The organism is Rhodopseudomonas pseudopalustris, assembly GCF_900110435.1.
GTDB classification, from domain to species: Bacteria; Pseudomonadota; Alphaproteobacteria; order Rhizobiales; family Xanthobacteraceae; genus Rhodopseudomonas; species Rhodopseudomonas pseudopalustris.
The window spans coordinates 127,631-148,804 of the sequence record NZ_FODT01000011.1 but is presented as its reverse complement, the minus strand read 5'-3'; the positions used below and the strand labels follow the sequence as shown (position 1 = coordinate 148,804).

General features: G+C 65.3%; 16 protein-coding genes. 14 read left to right on the top strand and 2 right to left on the bottom strand.

Annotation, left to right across the window (positions count from 1 at the left end; all coding sequences use genetic code 11):
* Positions 1–93: 93 nt before the first annotated feature.
* From BMY71_RS19675 to BMY71_RS19610, 14 genes are all read left to right on the top strand, one after another.
* Positions 94–1,317, top strand: coding sequence for a BtaA family protein (locus BMY71_RS19675; RefSeq protein ID WP_092685872.1), 1,224 nt, complete (start codon positions 94–96; stop codon positions 1,315–1,317).
* 308 nt (positions 1,318–1,625) lie between these two features.
* Complete coding sequence (locus BMY71_RS19670; protein WP_041805612.1) at positions 1,626–2,519, top strand: LysR family transcriptional regulator; 894 nt, start codon at positions 1,626–1,628, stop codon at positions 2,517–2,519.
* 116 nt (positions 2,520–2,635) lie between these two features.
* Positions 2,636–3,106, top strand: a complete 471-nt coding sequence (locus tag BMY71_RS19665; RefSeq protein ID WP_092685850.1) for a formate dehydrogenase subunit gamma — start codon at positions 2,636–2,638, stop codon at positions 3,104–3,106.
* On the top strand, positions 3,103–4,659 hold the full coding sequence (locus BMY71_RS19660; RefSeq protein WP_092685849.1) for a formate dehydrogenase beta subunit: 1,557 nt from the start codon (positions 3,103–3,105) through the stop codon (positions 4,657–4,659). Before BMY71_RS19665 ends, BMY71_RS19660 begins: the two co-directional genes overlap by 4 nt.
* Before the next feature lie 11 nt (positions 4,660–4,670).
* Entirely contained in the window at positions 4,671–7,517 is a 2,847-nt protein-coding gene (gene fdhF / locus BMY71_RS19655) for a formate dehydrogenase subunit alpha (protein WP_092685848.1), read from the top strand.
* Positions 7,518–7,519: 2 nt separating this feature from the next.
* Positions 7,520–8,347 (top strand): formate dehydrogenase accessory sulfurtransferase FdhD, encoded by an 828-nt coding sequence (fdhD, locus tag BMY71_RS19650; RefSeq protein WP_092685847.1) that lies wholly within the window; start codon positions 7,520–7,522, stop codon positions 8,345–8,347.
* Positions 8,337–8,552, top strand: a complete 216-nt coding sequence (locus BMY71_RS19645) for a formate dehydrogenase subunit delta (RefSeq protein WP_011501046.1) — start codon at positions 8,337–8,339, stop codon at positions 8,550–8,552. The genes fdhD and BMY71_RS19645 overlap by 11 nt, the downstream gene beginning before the upstream one ends.
* Before the next feature lie 62 nt (positions 8,553–8,614).
* Positions 8,615–10,264: an OFA family MFS transporter gene (locus BMY71_RS19640; protein WP_011501045.1), complete on the top strand. Its 1,650-nt coding sequence runs from the start codon at positions 8,615–8,617 to the stop codon at positions 10,262–10,264.
* Positions 10,265–10,625: 361 nt separating this feature from the next.
* On the top strand, positions 10,626–11,879 hold the full coding sequence (locus BMY71_RS19635; protein ID WP_092685846.1) for a PQQ-dependent sugar dehydrogenase: 1,254 nt from the start codon (positions 10,626–10,628) through the stop codon (positions 11,877–11,879).
* A gap of 112 nt (positions 11,880–11,991) precedes the next feature.
* Positions 11,992–12,582 (top strand): c-type cytochrome, encoded by a 591-nt coding sequence (locus tag BMY71_RS19630; protein WP_175557729.1) that lies wholly within the window; start codon positions 11,992–11,994, stop codon positions 12,580–12,582.
* Positions 12,583–12,799: 217 nt separating this feature from the next.
* Positions 12,800–14,932, top strand: a complete 2,133-nt coding sequence (gene katE / locus BMY71_RS19625) for a catalase (protein ID WP_092685845.1) — start codon at positions 12,800–12,802, stop codon at positions 14,930–14,932.
* Between the two features lie 213 nt (positions 14,933–15,145).
* The gene (locus BMY71_RS19620) at positions 15,146–16,222 is read left to right on the top strand and encodes an acyl-CoA dehydrogenase family protein (RefSeq protein ID WP_092685844.1); all 1,077 of its coding nucleotides are present in this window, start codon (positions 15,146–15,148) and stop codon (positions 16,220–16,222) included.
* Positions 16,219–17,166: an AAA family ATPase gene (locus BMY71_RS19615; RefSeq protein WP_092685843.1), complete on the top strand. Its 948-nt coding sequence runs from the start codon at positions 16,219–16,221 to the stop codon at positions 17,164–17,166. The genes BMY71_RS19620 and BMY71_RS19615 overlap by 4 nt, the downstream gene beginning before the upstream one ends.
* On the top strand, positions 17,166–18,554 hold the full coding sequence (locus BMY71_RS19610) for a vWA domain-containing protein (RefSeq protein ID WP_092685842.1): 1,389 nt from the start codon (positions 17,166–17,168) through the stop codon (positions 18,552–18,554). Before BMY71_RS19615 ends, BMY71_RS19610 begins: the two co-directional genes overlap by 1 nt.
* Positions 18,555–18,731: 177 nt before the next feature.
* Here the strand turns inward: BMY71_RS19610 and BMY71_RS19605 are convergent, their stop codons facing one another.
* Together BMY71_RS19605 and BMY71_RS19600 are read right to left on the bottom strand one after the other, a co-directional pair.
* Positions 18,732–19,979: an acetyl-CoA hydrolase/transferase family protein gene (locus BMY71_RS19605; RefSeq protein ID WP_092685841.1), complete on the bottom strand. Its 1,248-nt coding sequence runs from the start codon at positions 19,977–19,979 to the stop codon at positions 18,732–18,734.
* Positions 19,980–20,007: 28 nt separating this feature from the next.
* Positions 20,008–21,174 carry an acyl-CoA dehydrogenase family protein gene (locus BMY71_RS19600; protein ID WP_092685840.1) on the bottom strand — a complete coding sequence of 389 codons (1,167 nt, stop codon included), beginning with the start codon at positions 21,172–21,174 and terminating at the stop codon, positions 20,008–20,010.

Genomic DNA, 21,174 nt, shown 5'->3' with positions numbered 1-21,174 from the left:
GTGATGACAAGCGTCGGCATCCGATCCGCCGGACTGTCGCAAAACTGCAGTGCGCCGCAGCTATCCTCGATCGATTGCCGATTCGAGGATGGTATGAACACACAGCAGCTCATCGCGGATGCAGTCCGCAACAGCAAGGATCGCAGCGAGTCGACGATCTGGGATCGTCTGTTTTCGATCTGGTTCCGCCGGCTGGTCTATACCCAGATCTGGGAAGATCCCGAGGCGGATCTCGCTGCGCTGCAACTGCCGATCGGCTCGACGATCGTTACGATTTCCTCCGGTGGCTGCAACGCGCTGTCGTACCTTACCGCCAAACCCGCACAGGTGTTTGCGGTCGACCTCAACGAAGCGCATCTCGCTCTGCTGAAGCTGAAGCTCGCCGGGCTGCGGGCCTTGCCCGACTACGAGCAGTTCTGGCGCTTCTTCGGCGAAGGCATGGCCGACGACAATTCCGACCTGTATCGGCAGCGACTGCGGCCGCAGCTCGACGGCGACGCGCGCAGCTATTGGGACGAGCGCGATTTCCGCGGCCGTCCGCGCTACCGCTACTTCACCAACGGCTTCTATCGTCACGGCGCGCTGGGCAGCTTCATCGGCTTTGCGCATCTGCTGGCGAAGATCGCGAAGATCGACCTGTCGGCGCTGCTCGAGGCGGCGCCGGAGTCGCCGGAGCGCCAGGCCGCGCTGCAGCGACTCGATCGATTATTCCATTCGCGCTTCGCCAAGTTGCTGACGCGCACCCCCGCGCTGCTGTTCAGCCTCGGCATTCCGCCGCAGCAGCGCGATCTGCTCGGCGGCGACCAGCCGCTCAACGAGGTGCTGCACGCACGGCTGCTGCGACTGATCAACGGCTACCCGAATGAGACGAACTACTTTGCCTGGCAGGCGTTGAGCCGGCGCTATCCCGGACCCGGCGACGATTGCCTGCCGCTGTATCTGCAGCGCAGCCGCTACGCGCAGATGCGCTCCGGCGCCGGACTGATCATTCCGGTACACGAGAATTTGCGGGTGTTCCTGGAAAGCCTGCCGGCCCGGCAGATCGACGCGTTGGTGCTGCTGGATTCGCAGGACTGGATGGCCGCCGATGAAGTTCGGGCGTTGTGGGACGCGATCGATCGCGCCGGCAAGGATTCGGTGCAGGTGATCTTCCGCACCGCGGGCGCCGAATCGCCGCTCGAGACCGATGCGCTCGCGCCGCTGCAGCAGGTGTGGCAGCGCGACGAGGAGCGCAGCGCGATCGGCTTCGCGCGCGATCGTTCGGGCATCTATGGCGGCTTCCATTGCTACGCGCGGCGGGCGGGCGGCGGGCGCTGATTGGATCGGCTTTTCGGAACTTTCCAAGCCATCGGGGAAGTTTGATTCATCTCAAGCCGCGCTACTGACGATCGGCTACTTGAATAGTCGACGTTACTCCGCGCGCAACATATTGCGTTTTCGCGCGCAAGGGTTCGTCTCTCCCCTGACTGGCCCCGCACTCCCGATGCCGCAATCGGGAGGCGGGGTCTTGTTATTTCGTCGATGACGAGCTTGCCGCGCGGCCGCGCGCCGACGGAGCCGTCTTGCCGAACGCCGCCCGATCGGGCAAGACTCACGAAATTCTCCGTAAATTGATCGAGGCCGGTGTGATCGACAAGCTCGAGCTGCTGCTTGCGCTCGCCAAGGAACGCCATTTCGGACGTGCGGCGGAAGCCTGCGGCGTGACCCAGCCGACGATGTCGACCAGCATCAAGCAACTCGAGGAGATCCTCGGCGTGATGCTGGTGCAGCGCGGTTCCCGCTTTCTCGGCTTCACGCCGGAAGGCCAGCGCACGCTGGACTGGGCCCGCCGCATCGTCGCCGACACCCGCGCGATGAAGCAGGAAATCAACACGCTGAAGGATGGGCTGTCGGGGGAACTACGCATCGCGGCGATCCCGACGGTGCTCGGCATGGTCGCATCGCTGACCACGCCGTTCCGGGCCCGCTATCCCAATGTGCGCTTCAGCATCCTGTCCTGCACCTCGTCCGAAGTGCTCGGCCTGCTGGAAAACCTCGAGGCCGACGCCGGGCTCACTTACATCGAGAACGAACCGCTCGGCAAAGTCCGCAGCGTCCCGCTGTATCAGGAGAGCTACCGGCTGATCACCTCGCCCGATGGCATGTTCGGCGATCGCGATCAGGTGACATGGAAGGAAGTCGGACAGGTTCCGCTGTGCCTGCTGACGCCGAACATGCAGAACCGCCGCATCATCGACCGCGCGCTTCGGGAAGCCGGCACGGCTGCGCACCCGACGCTGACGTCGAATTCGATCATCGTTCTTTATACGCACGTCAAGACAGGGCGCTGGGCCAGCGTGATGCCGGCGAAGCTCGCCGAAACGCTGGGCCTCGGTGATGGCGTCCGCACCATCCCGATCGTCGATCCGATGGTGTCCTACAGCATCGGGCTGGTCGTGCCGCCCCGCGAACCCTACACGCCGCAGGTCGCCGCGCTGATGCAGGTTGCGCGCGAGGTCGCGCCATCGTTGCAGAGCTGAGCCAGGGTTTCCTCTGCCTCATTACCGTTTCCGTATCGCAGCATTGGACAGCTTTATTGATTCCTTGAACGATTCTTACTTTCATCGGCCGCGAACCAACGCCGAAAAGAGCGCCGATGAAAAACGAACCATGGGATACGACCCGCGCCGCTGAGATCATCGCCGGGTTGACGCACAAGGAAGGACCGACGCTGGTGATCCTGCACGCGCTGCAGGAGGCGTTCGGCTATGTGCCGGAGGCCGCCGAGCCGATGGTGGCGCAGGCGCTCAATCTGTCGCGCGCTGAAATCCACGGCGTCGTCACGTTCTATCCCGACTTCCGCCGCGAGCCGCCCGGCCGCCACGTGTTGAAGCTGTGTCGCGCCGAGGCCTGCCAGGCCGCCGGCGGCGACGCGCTGGCGGCGCAGGCCGAAACCCGGCTGGGGGTGACTTTCGGCGCCACCTCCGCGGATGGCGCGGTGTCGCTGGAGCCGGTCTATTGCCTCGGCCTGTGCGCCACGGCGCCCTCCGCGATGCTCGACGACCGTGTGTTCGGCCGCCTCGACGCGCACCGCCTCGATGCCTTGATGACGGAGGCGCAGCGATGACGATCCGCGCCTTTGTTCCGCGCGATTCCGGCGCGCTCGCGGTCGGCGCCGACGAGGTCGCGGCCGAGCTCTGCCGCCTCGCGCACGAGCGCGGCCTGATGCTCGATCTGGTCCGGCCCGGCTCGCGCGGACTGTATTGGCTGGAGCCGATGCTGGAGGTCGACACGCCGGCTGGCCGCGTGGCGTTCGGACCGACGACAATTGCGGACGTGCCGTCGATCCTCGACGCGATCCTGTCTGATGGCGATCATCCGCTGAAGCTGGGCCTGACGGAGGAGATCCCGTGGTTGAAGCGGCAGACCCGCCTCACCTTCGTCCGCTGCGGGATCGTCGACCCGCGCTCGATCGACGATTACCGCGCGCACGGCGGCTATCGCGGTCTGGAGCACGCGCTCAGGATGAGTTCGGACTCGATCATCGACGACGTCGTCAAGTCCGGCCTGCGCGGCCGCGGCGGCGCCGGCTTCCCGACCGGGACGAAATGGCGGACCGTGGCGCAGGCCGGCCGGGGCCAAAAATACATCTGCTGCAACGCCGACGAGGGCGACAGCGGCACCTTCGCCGATCGGATGCTGATGGAGGGGGATCCCTTCATGGTGATCGAGGGCATGACGATCGCCGGAATCGCGGTCGGCGCCACCAAGGGCTACATCTATATCCGCTCGGAATATCCCCACGCCGTCGAGGCGATGAACGCCGCGATCGAGGCGGCGCGGCGCACCGGTTATCTCGGCGACCACATCTGTCATTCGACGGATTCCTTCGACATCGAGGTCCGGGTCGGCGCCGGCGCCTATATCTGCGGCGAGGAAACCTCGATGCTGGAAAGCCTCGAGGGCAAGCGCGGTACGGTGCGCGCCAAGCCGCCGCTCCCCGCCCATAAGGGCCTGTTCGGCCGGCCGAGCGTGATCAACAACGTGCTGACCTTCTCGGCGGTGCCCTACATTCTCGACGGCGGCGCGCAGGCCTATGCGGATTGCGGCATGGGACGTTCGCGCGGCACCAAGCCGATCCAGCTCGGCGGCAACGTCAAGCATGGCGGGCTGTTCGAGGTCGCGTTCGGCATCACGCTCGGCGAACTGGTCGACGAGATCGGCGGCGGCACTTTGAGCGGTCGCCCGGTCCGCGCGGTGCAGGTCGGCGGGCCGCTCGGCGCGTACTTTCCGCGCGCGCTGTTCGATACGCCGTTCGACTACGAAGCCTTCGCCGCGCGCAGCGGCATGGTCGGCCATGGCGGCGTCGTGGTGTTCGACGACACCGTCGACATGGCGAAGCAGGCGCGGTTCGCGATGGAATTCTGCGCGATCGAATCCTGCGGCAAGTGTACGCCGTGCCGGATCGGATCGACCCGCGGCGCCGAGATGGTCGACAAGATCATCGCCGCCGACAAGCCCGCGGCCGACATCGCCGTGCTCGAAGACCTCTGCAACACCATGAAATTCGGCTCGCTGTGCGCGCTGGGCGGCCTGGCCCCGATCCCGGTGCTGTCCGCGCTCACGCATTTCCCGGAAGATTTCGGCCTCGCGCCGCGCCGCCTGCAGGCTGCGGAATAAAGGACGACGATATGGCTCTGGTCCACGAAATCGATTTCGGCACGCCGCGTTCGCCATCCGAAACGATGGTGACGCTGACGATCGACGGCCGCAGCGTGTCGGTGCCGGAGGGCACCTCGATCATGCGTGCGGCGATGGAGATCGGCACCGCGATCCCGAAACTGTGCGCCACCGACATGGTCGACGCGTTCGGCTCCTGCCGGCTGTGCCTGGTCGAGATCGACGGCCGCAGCGGCACGCCAGCGTCCTGCACCACGCCGGTCGCCGACGGCCTCGTGGTGAAGACCCAGACCGAGCGGCTGAAGCAGATCCGCAAGGGCGTGATGGAGCTGTATATCTCCGACCATCCGCTCGACTGCCTGACCTGTTCGGCCAACGGCGATTGCGAATTGCAGGACATGGCCGGCGCGGTCGGCCTGCGCGACGTGCGCTACGGTTACTCCGGCGACAAGCATCCCAATCCGGGGCTGGATGAGTCCAACCCGTATTTCACTTACGATGCGTCGAAGTGCATCGTCTGCTCGCGCTGCGTGCGCGCCTGCGAGGAGGTGCAAGGCACCTTCGCGCTGACCATCGCCGGCCGCGGCTTCGGCTCGGTGGTGTCGCCGGGGATGCAGGAATCCTTCCTCGGCTCGGAATGCGTCTCCTGCGGCGCCTGCGTGCAGGCCTGCCCGACCGCGACGCTGAACGAGAAATCGGTGATCGAGATCGGCACGCCGGAGCGATCGGTGGTGACCACCTGCGCCTATTGCGGCGTCGGCTGTACCTTCAAGGCGGAGATGCGCGGCGAGGAAGTGGTCCGCATGGTGCCGTATAAAGACGGCAAGGCCAATCGCGGCCATTCCTGCGTCAAGGGCCGGTTCGCCTGGGGCTACACCAACCATAAGGAGCGCATCCTCAAGCCGATGATCCGCGCCAGGATCACCGATCCGTGGCGCGAGGTGAGCTGGGACGAGGCGTTCTCCCATGCGGCCGCGGAGCTGAAGCGCATCCAGGCCAAATACGGCCGCGACTCGATCGGCGGCATCACCTCGTCGCGCTGCACCAATGAAGAGACCTTCCTGGTGCAGAAGCTGATCCGCGCCGGCTTCGGTAACAACAATGTCGACACCTGCGCTCGGGTCTGCCACTCGCCGACCGGCTACGGCCTCTCCACCGCCTTCGGCACCTCGGCCGGCACCCAGGATTTCGACTCGGTCGAGCACACCGACGTGGTGATGATCATCGGCGCCAATCCGACCGACGGCCATCCGGTGTTTGCCTCACGGCTGAAGAAGCGGCTGCGCGCCGGCGCCAAACTGATCGTGGTCGACCCGCGCCGGATCGACCTGGTGCGCTCGGCCCATGTCGAGGCAGCGCAGCATCTGCCGCTGAAGCCCGGCACAAACGTCGCGGTGCTGACCGCGCTGGCGCATGTGATCGTCACCGAGGGGCTCGCCAACGAAGCCTTCGTGCGCGAACGCTGCGACTGGAGTGAATACGAGCACTGGGCGTCGTTCGTGGCGCAGCCGAACAACAGCCCGGAAGCGACCGCAGCGATGACCGGCGTCGATCCGCAAGCGCTGCGCGAAGCGGCGCGGCTCTACGCCACCGGCGGCAACGGCGCGATCTATTACGGCCTCGGCGTCACCGAACACAGCCAGGGCTCGACCACCGTGATGGCGATCGCCAACCTGGCGATGGTGACCGGCAATCTCGGCCGCCAAGGTGTCGGCGTGAACCCGCTGCGCGGCCAGAACAACGTTCAGGGCGCCTGCGACATGGGCTCGTTCCCGCACGAGCTGCCGGGCTATCGCCACATCTCCACCGACGCGGTGCGCGACAGCTTCGAGGCGCTGTGGGGCGTGACGCTCAACAGCGAACCGGGCCTGCGCATTCCCAACATGCTCGACGCCGCGGTCGATGGCTCGTTCAAGGCGCTCTACGTGCAGGGCGAGGACATTCTGCAGTCCGATCCCAACACCAAGCACGTCGCCGCCGGCCTCGAAGCGATGGAATGCGTGATCGTGCACGATCTCTTCCTCAACGAGACCGCGAACTACGCGCATATCTTCCTGCCGGGTTCGACCTTCCTGGAGAAGAACGGCACCTTCACCAATGCCGAGCGCCGCATCCAGCGAGTCCGCAAGGTGATGACGCCGAAGAACGGGCTGGAGGACTGGGAAGTCACGCTTCGCCTCGCCGAGGCGATCGGCTGCAGCATGAGTTACGACCACCCGTCGCAGATCATGGACGAGATCGCCACGCTGACGCCGACCTTCACCGGCGTCTCCTACGCAAGACTCGACGAGCTCGGCTCGATCCAGTGGCCGTGCAACGCCAACGCGCCGGAAGGCACGCCGGTGATGCACATCGATCACTTCGTCCGCGGCAAGGGCAAGTTCGTTATCACCGAATATGTCGCGACCGACGAGCGCACCGGGCCGCGCTTCCCGCTGCTGCTGACCACCGGCCGCATCCTGTCGCAGTACAATGTCGGCGCGCAGACGCGGCGCACCGCCAATACGGTGTGGCATGATGAGGACCGGCTCGAAATCCATCCGCACGATGCCGAGCAGCGCGGTGTCAGAGACGGCGATTGGGTGCGGCTGGCGAGCCGCGCCGGCGAGACGACGTTGCGCGCGCTGATCACCGATCGGGTCGCGCCGGGCGTGGTCTACACCACGTTCCACCATCCCGACACGCAAGCCAATGTCGTCACCACCGAATATTCCGACTGGGCGACCAATTGCCCGGAATACAAGGTGACCGCGGTACAGGTGTCGCCGTCCAATGGTCCGTCGGAGTGGCAGCGCGCCTATGAGGAGCAGGCGACCGCGGCGCGCAGGATCGCCTCGGCCGCCGAAGCCGCGGAGTGACGATGCGACCGACTGTCCAGACCACCACGACAAGAACCTGGCGCAACGGCCGGATGCAGGATGGCGCGCGCGCCATCCCCGAGGAGACGCCGGTCGCGATCAGCTACAATGGCGGCACCCATGCGGTGATGATGGCGACGCCGGCGGATCTCGAGGATTTCGCGATCGGCTTCAGCCTCAGCGAAGGCGTGATCGACGCCCCCTCACAGATCGACACTTTCGAGATCGTGCCACTCGACGACGGCATCGAACTGCGGATGTGGATCGGCGGCGCTGAAGCCGAACGCCTGCAGCAGCGCCGCCGCCATATCGCCGGACCGACCGGTTGCGGGCTGTGCGGGGTCGATTCGATCACCGAGGCGCTGCGCCCGGCGGCGATCGTCGGCGCGGGCGGCCACTTTGCGCCGGAGCAGATCATCGCCGCGATCGAGGCGATGCCGCCGCTGCAGACACTGAACATCGAAACCCGCGCGGTGCATGCGGCCGCGTTCTGGACGTCGGCGCGCGGCATCGTGAGCCTGCGCGAAGATGTCGGCCGTCACAATGCGCTCGACAAGCTCGCCGGCGCGCTGGCGCGGCAACAGATCGCGACCGGCGACGGCATCGTGCTGCTCACCAGCCGGGTGTCGGTCGAGATGGTGCAGAAGACGGCTGCGCTCGGCGCGCCGCTGCTGGTCGCGGTGTCGGCGCCGACCGCACTTGCGGTTCGGATGGCGGAGGCGGCCGGCGTGACGCTCGCCGCGATCGCGCGCGCCGACGGATTTGAAGTCTTTTCCCATCCCGGCCGGATCAGCGGCGGAACCCACGAGGAAGCTACCGATGTCGCCTGACCGGCTCGTCTATATGGCCAATCAGATCGGCACGTTCTTTCGCAGCCAGGGCGCGGACAGAGCGGTGCCGGGCATCGCCGAGCATTTGAGGAAATTCTGGGACCCGCGGATGCGCACGGCGATCGTCGCGCATCTCGACGCGGGCGGAGAAGGTCTCGCGCCCGACGTGCGCGCGGCCGTGGAGGCGCTGAAAACGACGACATAGGAAACTGCAAGCGACAGGACATCAGCCCGAAAACGGGCGATTCACTAGGGGAAGGAAACCACATGACAACCTTGGAAGGGACCGGACGGCTGTCCGGTGCACGGCCGGGTCTACTCGATCGCGAACGCATCATCGCGGCCGCCGGCTATAATCGTTGGCTGGTTCCTCCGGCCGCACTCTGCATCCATCTCTGCATCGGCATGGCCTACGGCTTCAGCGTGTTCTGGCTGCCGCTGTCGCGCGCCGTCGGCCTGTCCGCGCCGCAGGTTTGCTCGGATATGACGATCTTCCAGGAGCTGGTGACCACGACCTGCGACTGGCGCGTCGCCAGCATGGGCTGGATGTACACGCTGTTCTTCGTGCTGCTCGGCGCGTCGGCGGCGATATGGGGCGGCTGGCTGGAGCGCGCCGGTCCGCGCAAGGCGGGCTTCGTCTCGGCGATCTGCTGGTCGGGTGGCCTCGTGCTCGGCGCCATCGGCATCTACACGCATCAGCTCTGGTTGCTGTGGCTCGGCTCCGGCGTGATCGGCGGCATCGGCCTCGGGCTCGGCTATATCTCGCCGGTGTCGACGCTGGTGAAGTGGTTCCCCGATCGGCGCGGCATGGCGACCGGCATGGCGATCATGGGCTTCGGCGGCGGCGCGATGATCGGCGCGCCGCTCGCGAACATGCTTATGAATTATTTCAAGACTCCGACCGACGTCGGTGTCTGGCAAACCTTCCTGGTGATGGGCCTGATCTATTTCGTGTTCATGACGATCGGCGCGTTCGCCTATCGCATCACTCCGCCGAACTGGCGACCGGAAGGCTGGACGCCGCCCGCCAAGGCCAACACCATGATCACCGAGCACCATGTGCATCTCAAGGATGCGCATAAGACCAAGCAGTTCTGGCTGATCTGGACGGTGCTCTGCCTCAACGTCTCGGCCGGCATCGGCGTCATCGGCATGGCCTCGCCGATGCTGCAGGAAATCTTCGCCGGCAAGCTGATCGGGCTTCCCGATCTCAGCTTCAACCAGCTCTCCGCCGAACAGAAGACCATGATCGCCGGCATCGCCGCCGGCTTCGCCGGCCTGCTGTCGCTGTTCAACATCGTCGGCCGGTTCTTCTGGGCGTCGCTGTCGGACCACATCGGCCGCAAGAACACCTATTACGTGTTCTTCCTTCTCGGCATCCTGCTCTATGCGCTGGCGCCGACGCTCGCCGCGATGGGCAGCAAGGTGCTGTTCGTGGTCGCGTTCGGCATCATCCTGTCGATGTATGGCGGCGGCTTCGCCACGGTGCCGGCCTATCTCGCCGACATTTTCGGCACCCAGTTCGTCGGCGCGATCCACGGCCGGCTGCTGACCGCCTGGGCGACCGCGGGGATCATCGGTCCGGTGGTGGTGAACTACATCCGCGAGGCGCAAATCGCCGCCGGCGTGCCGCGTGCGCAGGTGTACGACTTCACCATGTACATCCTGGCCGGGATGCTGGTGGTGGGCCTGATCTGCAACGCGCTGGTGAAGCCGCTCGCCGACAAATGGTTCATGAAGCCGGCAGACGTCGCAGCCTTGCAGGCCAAGGGCGCGGCCGCGAGCAGTGGCGGCGGCTCTTACGGCATCGGCAAGGGCGGCCTCGACGCCCGCACCGCAGCCTTCTGGGCCTTCGTCGGCATTCCACTCGCCTGGGGCATGTGGGTCACCCTGCAAAACGCGCTCAGGATCTTCTGAGGATTCACCACGATGCGGGACGGCGACGATCCGCCGTCCCGCCTATTTCGACCGAGGCCATCAGCTGATTGATTTCGCAACCGCACAAAGCAGCAACGCTGGTAATCGCTAATAATACTATTCTACGCGATCGCACCCGCACTGCATCAAGTGCATCGCAGCGAAGTCGCCGCCGCGGCCCGGCGAACTCATCAGGCGTTAGCTCAGCACGATCGCAATTTGCACTTAATCATCCTTCTCACTTGCAGCGGCTATGATAGCGTCTCGTCACTGGCGCATTTGTCGCTCGTTGCGACGACCGCTCGCCGGTGTCGACAACAAAAATGGCGGCTGCAGCAGTGGCCGTGCGAGGGAGGACGCGATGAAGTCGATCTTCAGACGATCCGTTGTTGCATGCGCTGCAGTCCTGGCGATCGGGGCTCTCGATCAAGCTGCCGCTCAGGGCCTCAAGAAATACGATTCCGACAAGAAGGACTTCTGGACCAACCCGCCGCCGGATTGGTTCCTCGGCGACGAGACCGAGGCGCAGAAGGGTCTCGCGCCGCCGGCCGGCCCGCCGACCGGATCGTCCGATGCCGAACTCGCCGCGATGATGAAGAAAATCAAGCTGCCGCCGGGCTTCAAGATCGAAGTCTACGCCTCGGGCGTGCTGGCGGCGCGGCAAATGGCCTGGGGCGACAACGGCACGCTGTTCGTCGGCTCGTTCGGCCTCGGCAACGTCTATGCGATCACCGAGAAGGACGGCAAGAAACAGGTCAAGACCGTCCTCAAGGGCATGAAGATGCCGACCGGCATCGCATTCCAGAACGGCGCGCTCTACGTGATCGATATCGACAAGCTGATCCGCTACGACAACGCCGAAGCCAGTCTCGACAAGCTCGGCGACGGCAAGGTCGTCTATGACGATATGCCGTCTTACGTCGCGCACGGATGGAAGTATCTCGCGGCGGACAAGGACGGCTGGTTCTACGTGCCGTTCGGCCCGCCCTTCAACATCGGCCTGCCGCCGACCTCGCTGTCGCAGATCCGCCGCATCGACCCAAAGACCGGCAACGCCGAATTGGTCGCGCTCGGCGTGCGCAATTCGGTCGGCGGCGACGTCGATCCGCGCACCGGCAAATACTGGTTCACCGAAAACGCCCGCGACTGGATCAGCGACGACATGCCGAGCGACAAGCTCAACATGATCTCGAAGCTCGGCGAGCATTTCGGCTATCCGTATTGCCATCAGGGCGATATGCCGGACCCGAAATTCGCGATGGGGCACAAATGCTCCGAGTTCACGCCGCCGGTGCTGAACCTCGGCGCGCATGTCGCTCCGCTCGGCATGAAGTTTTACACCGGCGACCAATTCCCCGCCGAGTACAAGAACAACATCTTCATCGCCGAGCACGGCTCCTGGAATCGTCACAAGTATCAGGGCGCGCTGATCAAGCGCGTGATCGTCGATCCGGACGGCAAGAACGCCAAGCAGGAAAACTTCGCCACCGGGTGGATCGAAGGCGACCAGGGCTATCTCGGCAGACCCGCCGACATCGTGCTGGCCAAAGACGGTTCGATGCTGGTGGCGGACGATTGGGCCGGCGCGATCTATCGCATCAGCTACAGCAAGTGAGCCGCTGATCCTCGCATTTTGCAGCACGGCGGCGATCGCAAGGCGACTGCCGCCAGCGGCGTGATGTCAAGACTTGTCGATCGGTCCGTCATCCAACAAGAAAAGGCCCACCATGACTCGCTGCGCGGCCGCGTTGATCCTCGTTGCGCTCGGCACCGCGGGCGCATCGACCGCCCTTCGCGCCGCCGACCTCGAGGCCGGCAGGGCCAAGGCCGAGCTCTGCACCGGCTGCCATGGCGAGAACGGCGTCTCGGGAATGGAATACACGCCGTCGCTGGCGGGACAGCCGGACCTGTTCATTCAGTGGCAACTGATCTTCTTCCGCAGCGGCACTAGGCAGAACGCCAGTATGAGGCCGTTCGTCGACGACCTCAGCAACGAGGACATTCGCAATCTCGGCGCGTATTACGCCTCGCTGCCGCCGATGACGAACCGCAAGCCCGACGACGATCCTGATCTCTCCCGCAAGGGCGCCCAGGCCGCCGCAGGCCGGCGCTGCGCCTCCTGCCACACCGACAACTACGCCGGCATCAAAGCCACCGCGCGTCTTGCCGGCCAGCGCGAGGAATATTTGATCAAAGCCCTCAACGAATTCAAATCCGGCCAGCGCTCCGGCGGCGCGATGGCGGCAATGGCCGACGTCGCCTACCCGCTCAGCGAAGAAGAAATCTACGCACTCGCGCACTACCTCGCGCATCTGTGAAGCCGGACTGATTGAACCGGCCGATCACCCCCGGCCTTGCCCCGCTGACGACGCGCGGTCTGGCAGCGCCGGGAACGAAATCGCGCTCTCGTCGTAGACACCGCGCGTCCGCGCGGTGGCGACCAGCATCTCGTTTCACATGCAACGCCCGACCGCATGCGGTCGTTCGCCCGTCGTTCATGTCACGCGCCAAATATCCGGCCGTCCGCGAGGTTCCATGTCACCCAAGAATCCGGTTAGCAAGAGTTCGGCTCCCGAGAGTTCCGAAACCACATCCGCGACGATCGCGGATGCGAGCATTCAGCGCGGCCAGGGCGGCGAGACCCATCAGATCGCGACCGGGAAAACGCCGGTGCTCACCACGCGGCAAGGCGTTCCTGTCAGCGACGACCAGAACAGCCTGAAGATCGGCACGCGCGGGCCGACACTGATGGAAGACTTCCATTTCCGCGAGAAGATCTTCCACTTCGACCACGAACGCATTCCGGAGCGGGTGGTGCATGCCCGCGGCTTCGGCGCGCACGGCTTTTTCGAAACCTACGAGTCACTCGCGGACATCACCCGGGCGGACATTTTCCAGCGCGCCGGGGAAAAGACCCCGGCCTTCGTGCGTTTCTCGACGGTCGCCGGCAACAAAGGCTCGGCGGATCTCGCGCGCGATGTCCGCGGCTTTGCGGTCAAGCTGTACACCCAGGAAGGCAATTGGGACATCGTCGGCAACAACATCCCGGTGTTCTTCATTCAGGACGCGATCAAGTTTCCGGACCTGATCCATGCCGCCAAGCAGGAGCCCGACCGCGGCTTTCCGCAGGCGCAGACCGCGCACGACAATTTCTGGGACTTTATTTCGCTGATGCCGGAATCGATCAACATGGCGCTGTGGATCATGTCCGATCGCACCATTCCACGTTCGTTCCGTTTCATGGAAGGGTTCGGCGTCCACACCTTCCGGCTGATCAACGCCGAAGGCAAATCGACCTACGTCAAATTTCACTGGAAGCCGAAGCTCGGGATGCAGTCGGTCGCGTGGAACGAGGCGGTGAAGCTGAACGGCGCCGATCCGGATTTTCATCGCCGCGATCTGTGGGACGCGATCCAGGCCGGCGACTATCCGGAATGGGAGCTCGGCCTGCAATTATTCGACGACGCCTTCGCCGATGAATTCGAATTCGACATTCTCGATGCGACGAAAATCATTCCGGAAGAGCGCGTGCCGATCCGCCGGGTCGGCCGGCTGGTGCTGGACCGGACCGTCGATAACTTCTTCAACGAGACCGAGCAGGTCGCCTTCCAGACCGGCAACATCGTGCCCGGCGTCGACTTCACCAATGACCCGCTTCTGCAGGGTCGCAATTTTTCCTATCTCGACACCCAGCTGAAGCGGCTCGGGAGTCCGAACTTCAACGATCTGCCGATCAACGCGCCGAAATGCCCGTTCCACACGTTCCAACAGGACGGGCACATGACGCTGAACAATCCCAAGGGCCGCGCCAATTACGAGCCGAACTCATGGGGCCCCGCGGGCGGACCGCGCGAGACGCCGAAAGGATTCCAGACTTTCCCCGCAGAAGAAGCAGGCGAGCGGCGGCGTGCACGCGGCGAATTGTTCGCCGATCACTACAGTCAGGCCCGGCAGTTTTACATCAGCCAGACCGAGATCGAGCAGACCCATATCAAGGACGCGTTCACCTTCGAGCTGAGCAAGGTGGAGAGGCCCGATATCCGAGCGCGCGTTGTTTCGCATCTGGTCAATGTCGATGAGGATCTGGCCGGGAAAGTCGCCGACGGCCTCGGAATGGAGCTGCCGGCCGCCGCCGAGCCGGCGCGCGCCGTGATGACCGACCTCGATCCCTCGCCTGCACTCAGCATCCTGAAAAATGGACCCAAGGATTTTTCAGGCCGCAAGATCGGCATCCTAGTCAGCGACGGCGCCGACGCCAAACTGCTGGCGGCGCTGCAGGCCGCAGCCGGCAAGCATGGCGTTCTGGTGGAGCTGGTCGCACCGAAGGTCGGCGGCTTCGAAACGTCCGATGGAGAGCTGCTGCCCGCCAAACAGAAGATCAATGGCGGACCATCGGTGCTGTACGATGCGGTGGCAATTCTCGTCTCCGACGAAGGCACTGAGATGCTGCTCGGCGAGGCGACCGCCCGCGACTTCGTTGCCGATGCCTTCGCCCACGCCAAATTCATCGCCTATACCGAAGCTGCGCAGCCGCTGCTCGACAAGGCCGGCGTCAAACCCGATGACGGCTTCCTCGCCTTGAGCAAGCCGGCCGATGCCGAACGCTTCCTGAAGCTCTGTGCCAAGCTGCGCTTCTGGGAACGCGAGGCAAGCGTTCACGCGGTGTAGACCAACGACATTACTCCCCGACTTTCTGGAGCGGGATGATTTATCTTCGAATCGTCATCCCGCTCCAGGTTCTTGGTCGAGCATGATCATTTCCGAAAACCGCCGTCCTTCATTCCGTTGAACGGAATGGAAGAATCCGCTCGCGACCGCCGCCCGGTTATTCTAGACAGCGAGGGAGATATCGCTTCTGAACAATCAGGTCCGGTCCACTTCATGCTGCAGGATACCAGCGCGGCCGTCGCTGCACTTATCCAACGATGGCGGGCAATCGATACTGCTGAGCGTCGGCGTGATCCGTTCGGCGCGTTTCAGCGCGCCGGATTGTTTCAGATCGGTCTGCCGGGCGGCGGCGCAGCGCTCGACAGTTTCTCGGCCATCGCCATCGCCGAACAAGCGATCGCCGCCGCGACCGGCGAGCTTGGTCTGGCGACCGCCTTTGCCGGACGCCAGCTGATCGCACGGTTCTTTGTTGCCGGCTTTGCCGACGACGCCCAACGCAGCGATCTGTTGCCGCGCATCGTCGCCGGCACATGCTGGGCCGCGGTCGCGATTTCCGAACCCGGCGCCGGCGCGCATCCAAAGCATCTGCAAACAAAGGCCGAGCCGCGCGACGGCGGCTTCGTACTGCGTGGCCGCAAAGCGTGGATCACCAACGGACCGGTCGCCGACGTCTTTCTGGTGCTGGCGATCGTCGCGATCGAGGACGGCCGCAAGCGCTACGGACTATTCGCCGTGCCACGCGATACGGCAGGGCTGACGATCACGCCGATGCCGTCGCTCGATGTGCTCGCGCCGGCCTCGCATTGTGAACTCGCGCTCGACGACTGCGTCGTGCCGGCGTCGGCGCGGATCGGCGGCGACGCCGACGCCTATCCGGCGATGGCGCTGCCGTTTCGCGACATCGAGGACACCGTCGGCACCGCGACCACCGCGGGCTTCCTTGCCTGGCTGGTGCGCAACGCCGCGGCGCGGATCGAACGAACCGACGACAATGCGCTGCAGCTCGGCCGCCTCGAGGGGCTGGTCGCGCTGATCGACGCCGCGAGCCACTATGCGGTGCAGGCGCTCGACGGCAAAGGACCTCGGGAGCCGGCGCGGCTGATCGGGATTCGCGCGCTCGCGCGGACTATTGTCGACGAGATTCGCGCGATGCTCGCATCTCTCCCGCCCGACGACGCGACCACGCGCGCGCTGGCGGCGTTCGACGTCCTCGCCAATGTCGCGCGCGAACCGCGCAAGCAGCGACAGATGACTCTCGGCCAATCTCTCTGGAGCGAACGACAAGAATGAACGCACAATTGCCGATCGAATCCATCGACGCCGTCACGGCGGGCCTCGCATCGGTCGGCTACATCGCCAGCCGACAGATCGCAACGGCGGTCTATCTCGCCGAGCGGATCGAGAAGCCGATCCTGGTCGAAGGCCCGGCAGGCGTCGGCAAGACCGAACTCGCCAAGGCTCTGGCGAAATGGCGCGGCCTGCGGATGATCCGGATGCAGTGCTACGAGGGGCTCGACGAGGCCAAGGCGCTGTACGAATGGAAGTACGCCAAGCAGCTGCTCTACACCCAGATCCTGAAGGACAAGCTCGGCGAAGTGCTGGGCGGCGCGGACACGCTGGCGGTCGCGCTCGACCGGCTTCACGATTTCGGCGACGTGTTCTTCTCCAAGGAATTCGTCGAACCGCGTCCGCTGCTGCAGGCGCTCGAGCAGCCCGAGGGTTGCGTGCTGCTGGTCGACGAGATCGACAAGTCGGACGCCGAATTCGAATCGCTGCTGCTCGAAATCCTGTCGGACTATCAAGTGTCGATTCCCGAACTCGGCACCATCAGCGCGGTGGTGAAGCCGTTCGTGCTGCTGACGTCGAACGGCGAGCGCGACCTGTCGGACGCGCTGAAGCGCCGTTGCCTGCACCTGCACATCGGCTTCCCGGAGCAGAAGCTCGAAGAGCGCATCGTCGAAAGCCGGGTGCCCGGCGCATCGCAGGCGCTGCGCGCGCAGCTCGTCGGCTTCATCAATCAGGTCCGCGCGCTGGACCTGAAGAAACTGCCGTCGGTCAGCGAGACGATCGACTGGGCGCGCGTGCTGGTGCTGCTGCAATCGACCGAGCTCGACCACGAAACGGTCAAGGACACGCTCAACGTCCTGCTGAAATACGAGGCCGATATCGAAACCACGATGCCGCAGGTCGCCGGTTTTGTCGCCAAGTCCGGGCGCGCGGGCATGTTCGGCTGATGCGCGAGGAGCTGCATCGCTTCTTCCGGGCGGCGCGCGGCGCCGGCGTGCGCGTCTCGCCGGCCGAGAGCATCGACGCGATGCGCGCGGTGGCCGATGTCGGCTTCGCCGACCGCGGCGTGCTGCGCGATACGCTGCTGCTGACGCTGGCCAAGAGCCAGGACGAAAAGCAGGCGCTCGGCGATTGCTTCGATCTGTTCTTCAGCCATCCCGAGCCGAAATCCGAGATGGACGATGCGTCGGGGGACGACGCGACCGCTCCCGGTGACTCATCCGACGCGACGTCGCCGGCCAGCGCCGGCGGCGCGCCGCAGGACGGCGGCGGCGAGACCGCCGAGCTCGGCGAACTCGCGCAGATGCTGCTGGCGCAGGATCGCAGCGCGGTCGCAGCGGCGCTGGCGGGCGCAGCCAATGCGGCCGAGCTGTCGGCGATCCGTTACTTCACCCAGCGCGGGCTGTTTCAGAGCCGGATGATGGAAGCGCTCGGCGTCGGCCGGCTGCGCGACGATCTCGATCAGCTCAAGACCGCCAATCCGGCCGAGGCCGAGCGGCTCGCGAACCTGCTCGACGGCCTGCGTGACGCCGTGCGCGAGCGGGTGTCGCAGGCGCTGCTGCTGTACGGCCGCGAGGAAACCGAAAATCTGCGCCACGAAATCCTGCGCAACGCACCGCTGGCGCGGCTGGAGCGGCGGCAGGTCGATCAGATGAAGCTACTGATCCGCGCCATCGCGCGGCGGCTGCGCGAGCGCTACAGCAAGCCGCGCAAACGCCAGCGTCGCGGCCATCTCGACGTCCGCCGCACGATGCGCCGCAACGCCGCCTGGGGCGGCATCCCGTTTCTCACCGCATGGAAGCGTCGCCATCGCGACCGGCCGAAGATCGTCGCGCTGTGCGACGTCTCGGGTTCGGTGGCGCAGGTCTCCGACTTCTTCCTGTTGCTGATCCACAGCCTGCACGAGGTGGTCGACGATGTCCGCTCGTTCGCGTTCTCCGGCCATCTGATCGAGGTCAGCGACATTCTCGACAAGCAGGAGCCGGAAGCGGCGATGCGCGAGATCATGACGAAAGTCGGTTTCGGATCGTCCGACTACGGCAACTCATTCGCGGATTTCGAGAAGCGCTGGCTGCGTGCCGTGACGCCGAAGACCACCGTGATCGTCCTCGGCGATGCGCGCACCAACAAGCTCGATCCGCGGACCGACATCCTGCGCACGATCTCCGAGCGCGCCAAACGCGTGGTCTGGCTCAACCCCGAGGGCCGCATGGGCTGGGGCTGGGGTGATTCCGAAATGTTCCGCTACGCCCCGTTCTGCACCGTCGTCCGGCAATGCGCGACCGCCAAGCAGCTCGAACGCGCCGTCTCTGACATCGTCGCGGCCTATCAGTAGCGGCCCACGCATCCGGGCTGAATTGCCCGACGGTCCAGTCGTTGGCCTGACCTCAGGCGCACAGGCAAGCTGCCGGGCATCAAATCGCCTCGGAGGCCCATCGGGTAGAGAGGTCGCGCGCCTCACGGTAATCGTTTCGTCGCGCGCCACGCCCCGCAGGCGATCGCGCGCCACCGATCATGTCATCGGCTTCGATTGGTGCGTGAGCCGGTCGCGATGCTGCGGCGCCGCGATCGCGATCATCCGGCGCGCGCGTTCGCTCAGGCTGCAGCCGCGCAGCTCGGCGACGCCCCATTCGGTGACGATGGCGTCGACGTCGGCGCGCGGCGTCGTCACGGTCTCGACCGATGCGACGATGCGGCTGCTGCCGTCGGGCGCCACCGCCGGCAGCGCGATGATCGCCCGCCCACCCGGCGAGGCGTTGGCGCCGCGGACGAAATCGAGCTGGCCCCCGATCGCGCCGATCGCGACGCCGTTGAGGGTCTCGGCGTTGACACTGCCGTCGACGCCGACCTGCAGCGCCGAATTGATCGCGACCAGCCGGTTGATCCGGGACAGCACGCCGTGATCATGGGTGTAGGACGCCGGATGCATCGCCACCGCCTTGTTGCGATCCGCGAAGCGATACAGCCGCTGCGTGCCGATCAACTGATTGGTCACCGTGATGCCCGGATCGATTCCCTTGCAGGCATTGGTAACGACGCCGCGCTCGATCAGTTCGACCACGGCGTCGTTGATCAGTCCGGAGTGGATGCCGAGATGCCGCGCGTGGGTCAGCGACGACAGGATCGCGTCCGGGATCTTGCCGACGCCGAATTGCAGCGTGCTGCCGTCGGCGATCAGCGCCGCCGTATTCGCCGCGATCCGACGCGAGACCTCGTCCGGCGCATCCGACGGCAATTCGAGCGGCGGATGGCGCGCGGCGATGCGGAGATGGATCGGGACATCGTCCGGCCACTCGGCGCCGCAGGTGAAGGGCGCATCGGGATTGATCTCGGCGATCACCAGCCGCGCCCGCCGCGCCGCATCGATGACGTAGTCCCTGGACAGGCTCGCGCTCAGGCGGCCGTCGGCCGACACAGCGAGCTGCACCAGCACGACGTCGGCACGATGTCGCCCCGACGCGAAGTCGGCGCAGAAGGCGGAGTAATTGCTCGGCACCACGTCGAGCCGGCCGGCGCGCGCGAGCTTGCGCGCGTGGCCGATCACGCCGTAGCTCAGGAACGAAATGTTCGAAGTGTCCGCGCGGTTGAACGTGTCCGAGAACACCGGCCCGACCATCAGGCGGAACGGCGGCAGGCCGAACGACTGTTCGGCCAGCGCCTCGGTCAGCGTCCGCGGTTCCGCAGTCGCCTGCCCGCAGACCACGAGGTCGCCCGCCCGGATCAGGCCGGCGAAGTCGATCGCTGAGGTCGCTACGGGCATCGGCTGCCGTCGCGCCGGCGAGCGGCGATCAATAGGATTTCGCGAGGCCGAGCACCTTCTCGGCGATGAAGCTGAGCGCGAGCTGCGGGCTGACCGGCGCGATCCGCGGAATCAGCACTTCGCGAAGATAGCGCTCGACGTGATACTCCTTGGCGTAACCAAAGCCGCCATGGGTCATCACCGCCTGCTCGCAGGCCTGGAAGCCCGCCTCGCCGGCGAGATACTTCGCAGCGTTGGCGGCGGCGGCGCACGGCATTCCCTTGTCGTATTGCCACGCCGCCGACATCACCATCAACCACGCCGCTTCAAGCTCGACCCAGTTTTTCGCGAGCGGATGCTGGATCGCCTGGTTCTGGCCGATCGGACGATTGAACACGATCCGGGTCTTGGCGTATTCCGAGGCGCGCGACAACGCCAGCTTGCCGAGACCGACCGCCTCCGCGGCGATCAGAATGCGCTCCGGATTCATCCCCTCGAGGATGTACTGAAAGCCGCGGCCCTCCTCGCCGATGCGATCCTCGAGCGGAATCTCGAAATCCTCGAAGAACAATTCGTTGGAGTCGACGATCTTGCGGCCCATCTTCTCGATCTCGTGCACCTGGATCTTGGTGCGATCGAAGTCGGTGTAGAACAGGCTCAGCCCGTGGGTCGGCGATTTCACCTCCTCCAGCGGAGTGGTGCGCGCCAGCAGCAGGATCTTGTGCGCGACTTGCGCGGTCGAGATCCAGACCTTCTGACCGTTGACGATGTAGCGATCGCCGTTGCGCACCGCGCGGGTCTTGAGCTGCGTCGTGTTGAGTCCGGTGTTCGGCTCGGTCACCGCGAAGCACGCCTTCTCGCGGCCCTCGACCATCGGCGGCAACATCCGCTTGCGTTGTTCCTCGGTGCCGAACACCACCACAGGGTTGAGGCCGAAGACGTTGATGTGCACGGCGGAAGCGCCCGACATGCCGGCGCCGGATTCCGAGATGGTTCGCATCATGATCGCAGCTTCGGTGATCCCGAGCCCGGAGCCGCCATAGTCCTCCGGCACGCAGATCCCGAGCCATCCGGCGTCGGCGAGCGCCTTGTGGAAGTCGTGGGGGAAGCCGCCCTCGCGATCCTTCCTCAGCCAGTAAGCGTCGTCGAATCCCTCGCAGATCCTGGCGATCGCGTCGCGAATGGCTTCCTGCTGGTCGGTCAATGCGAAGTCCAT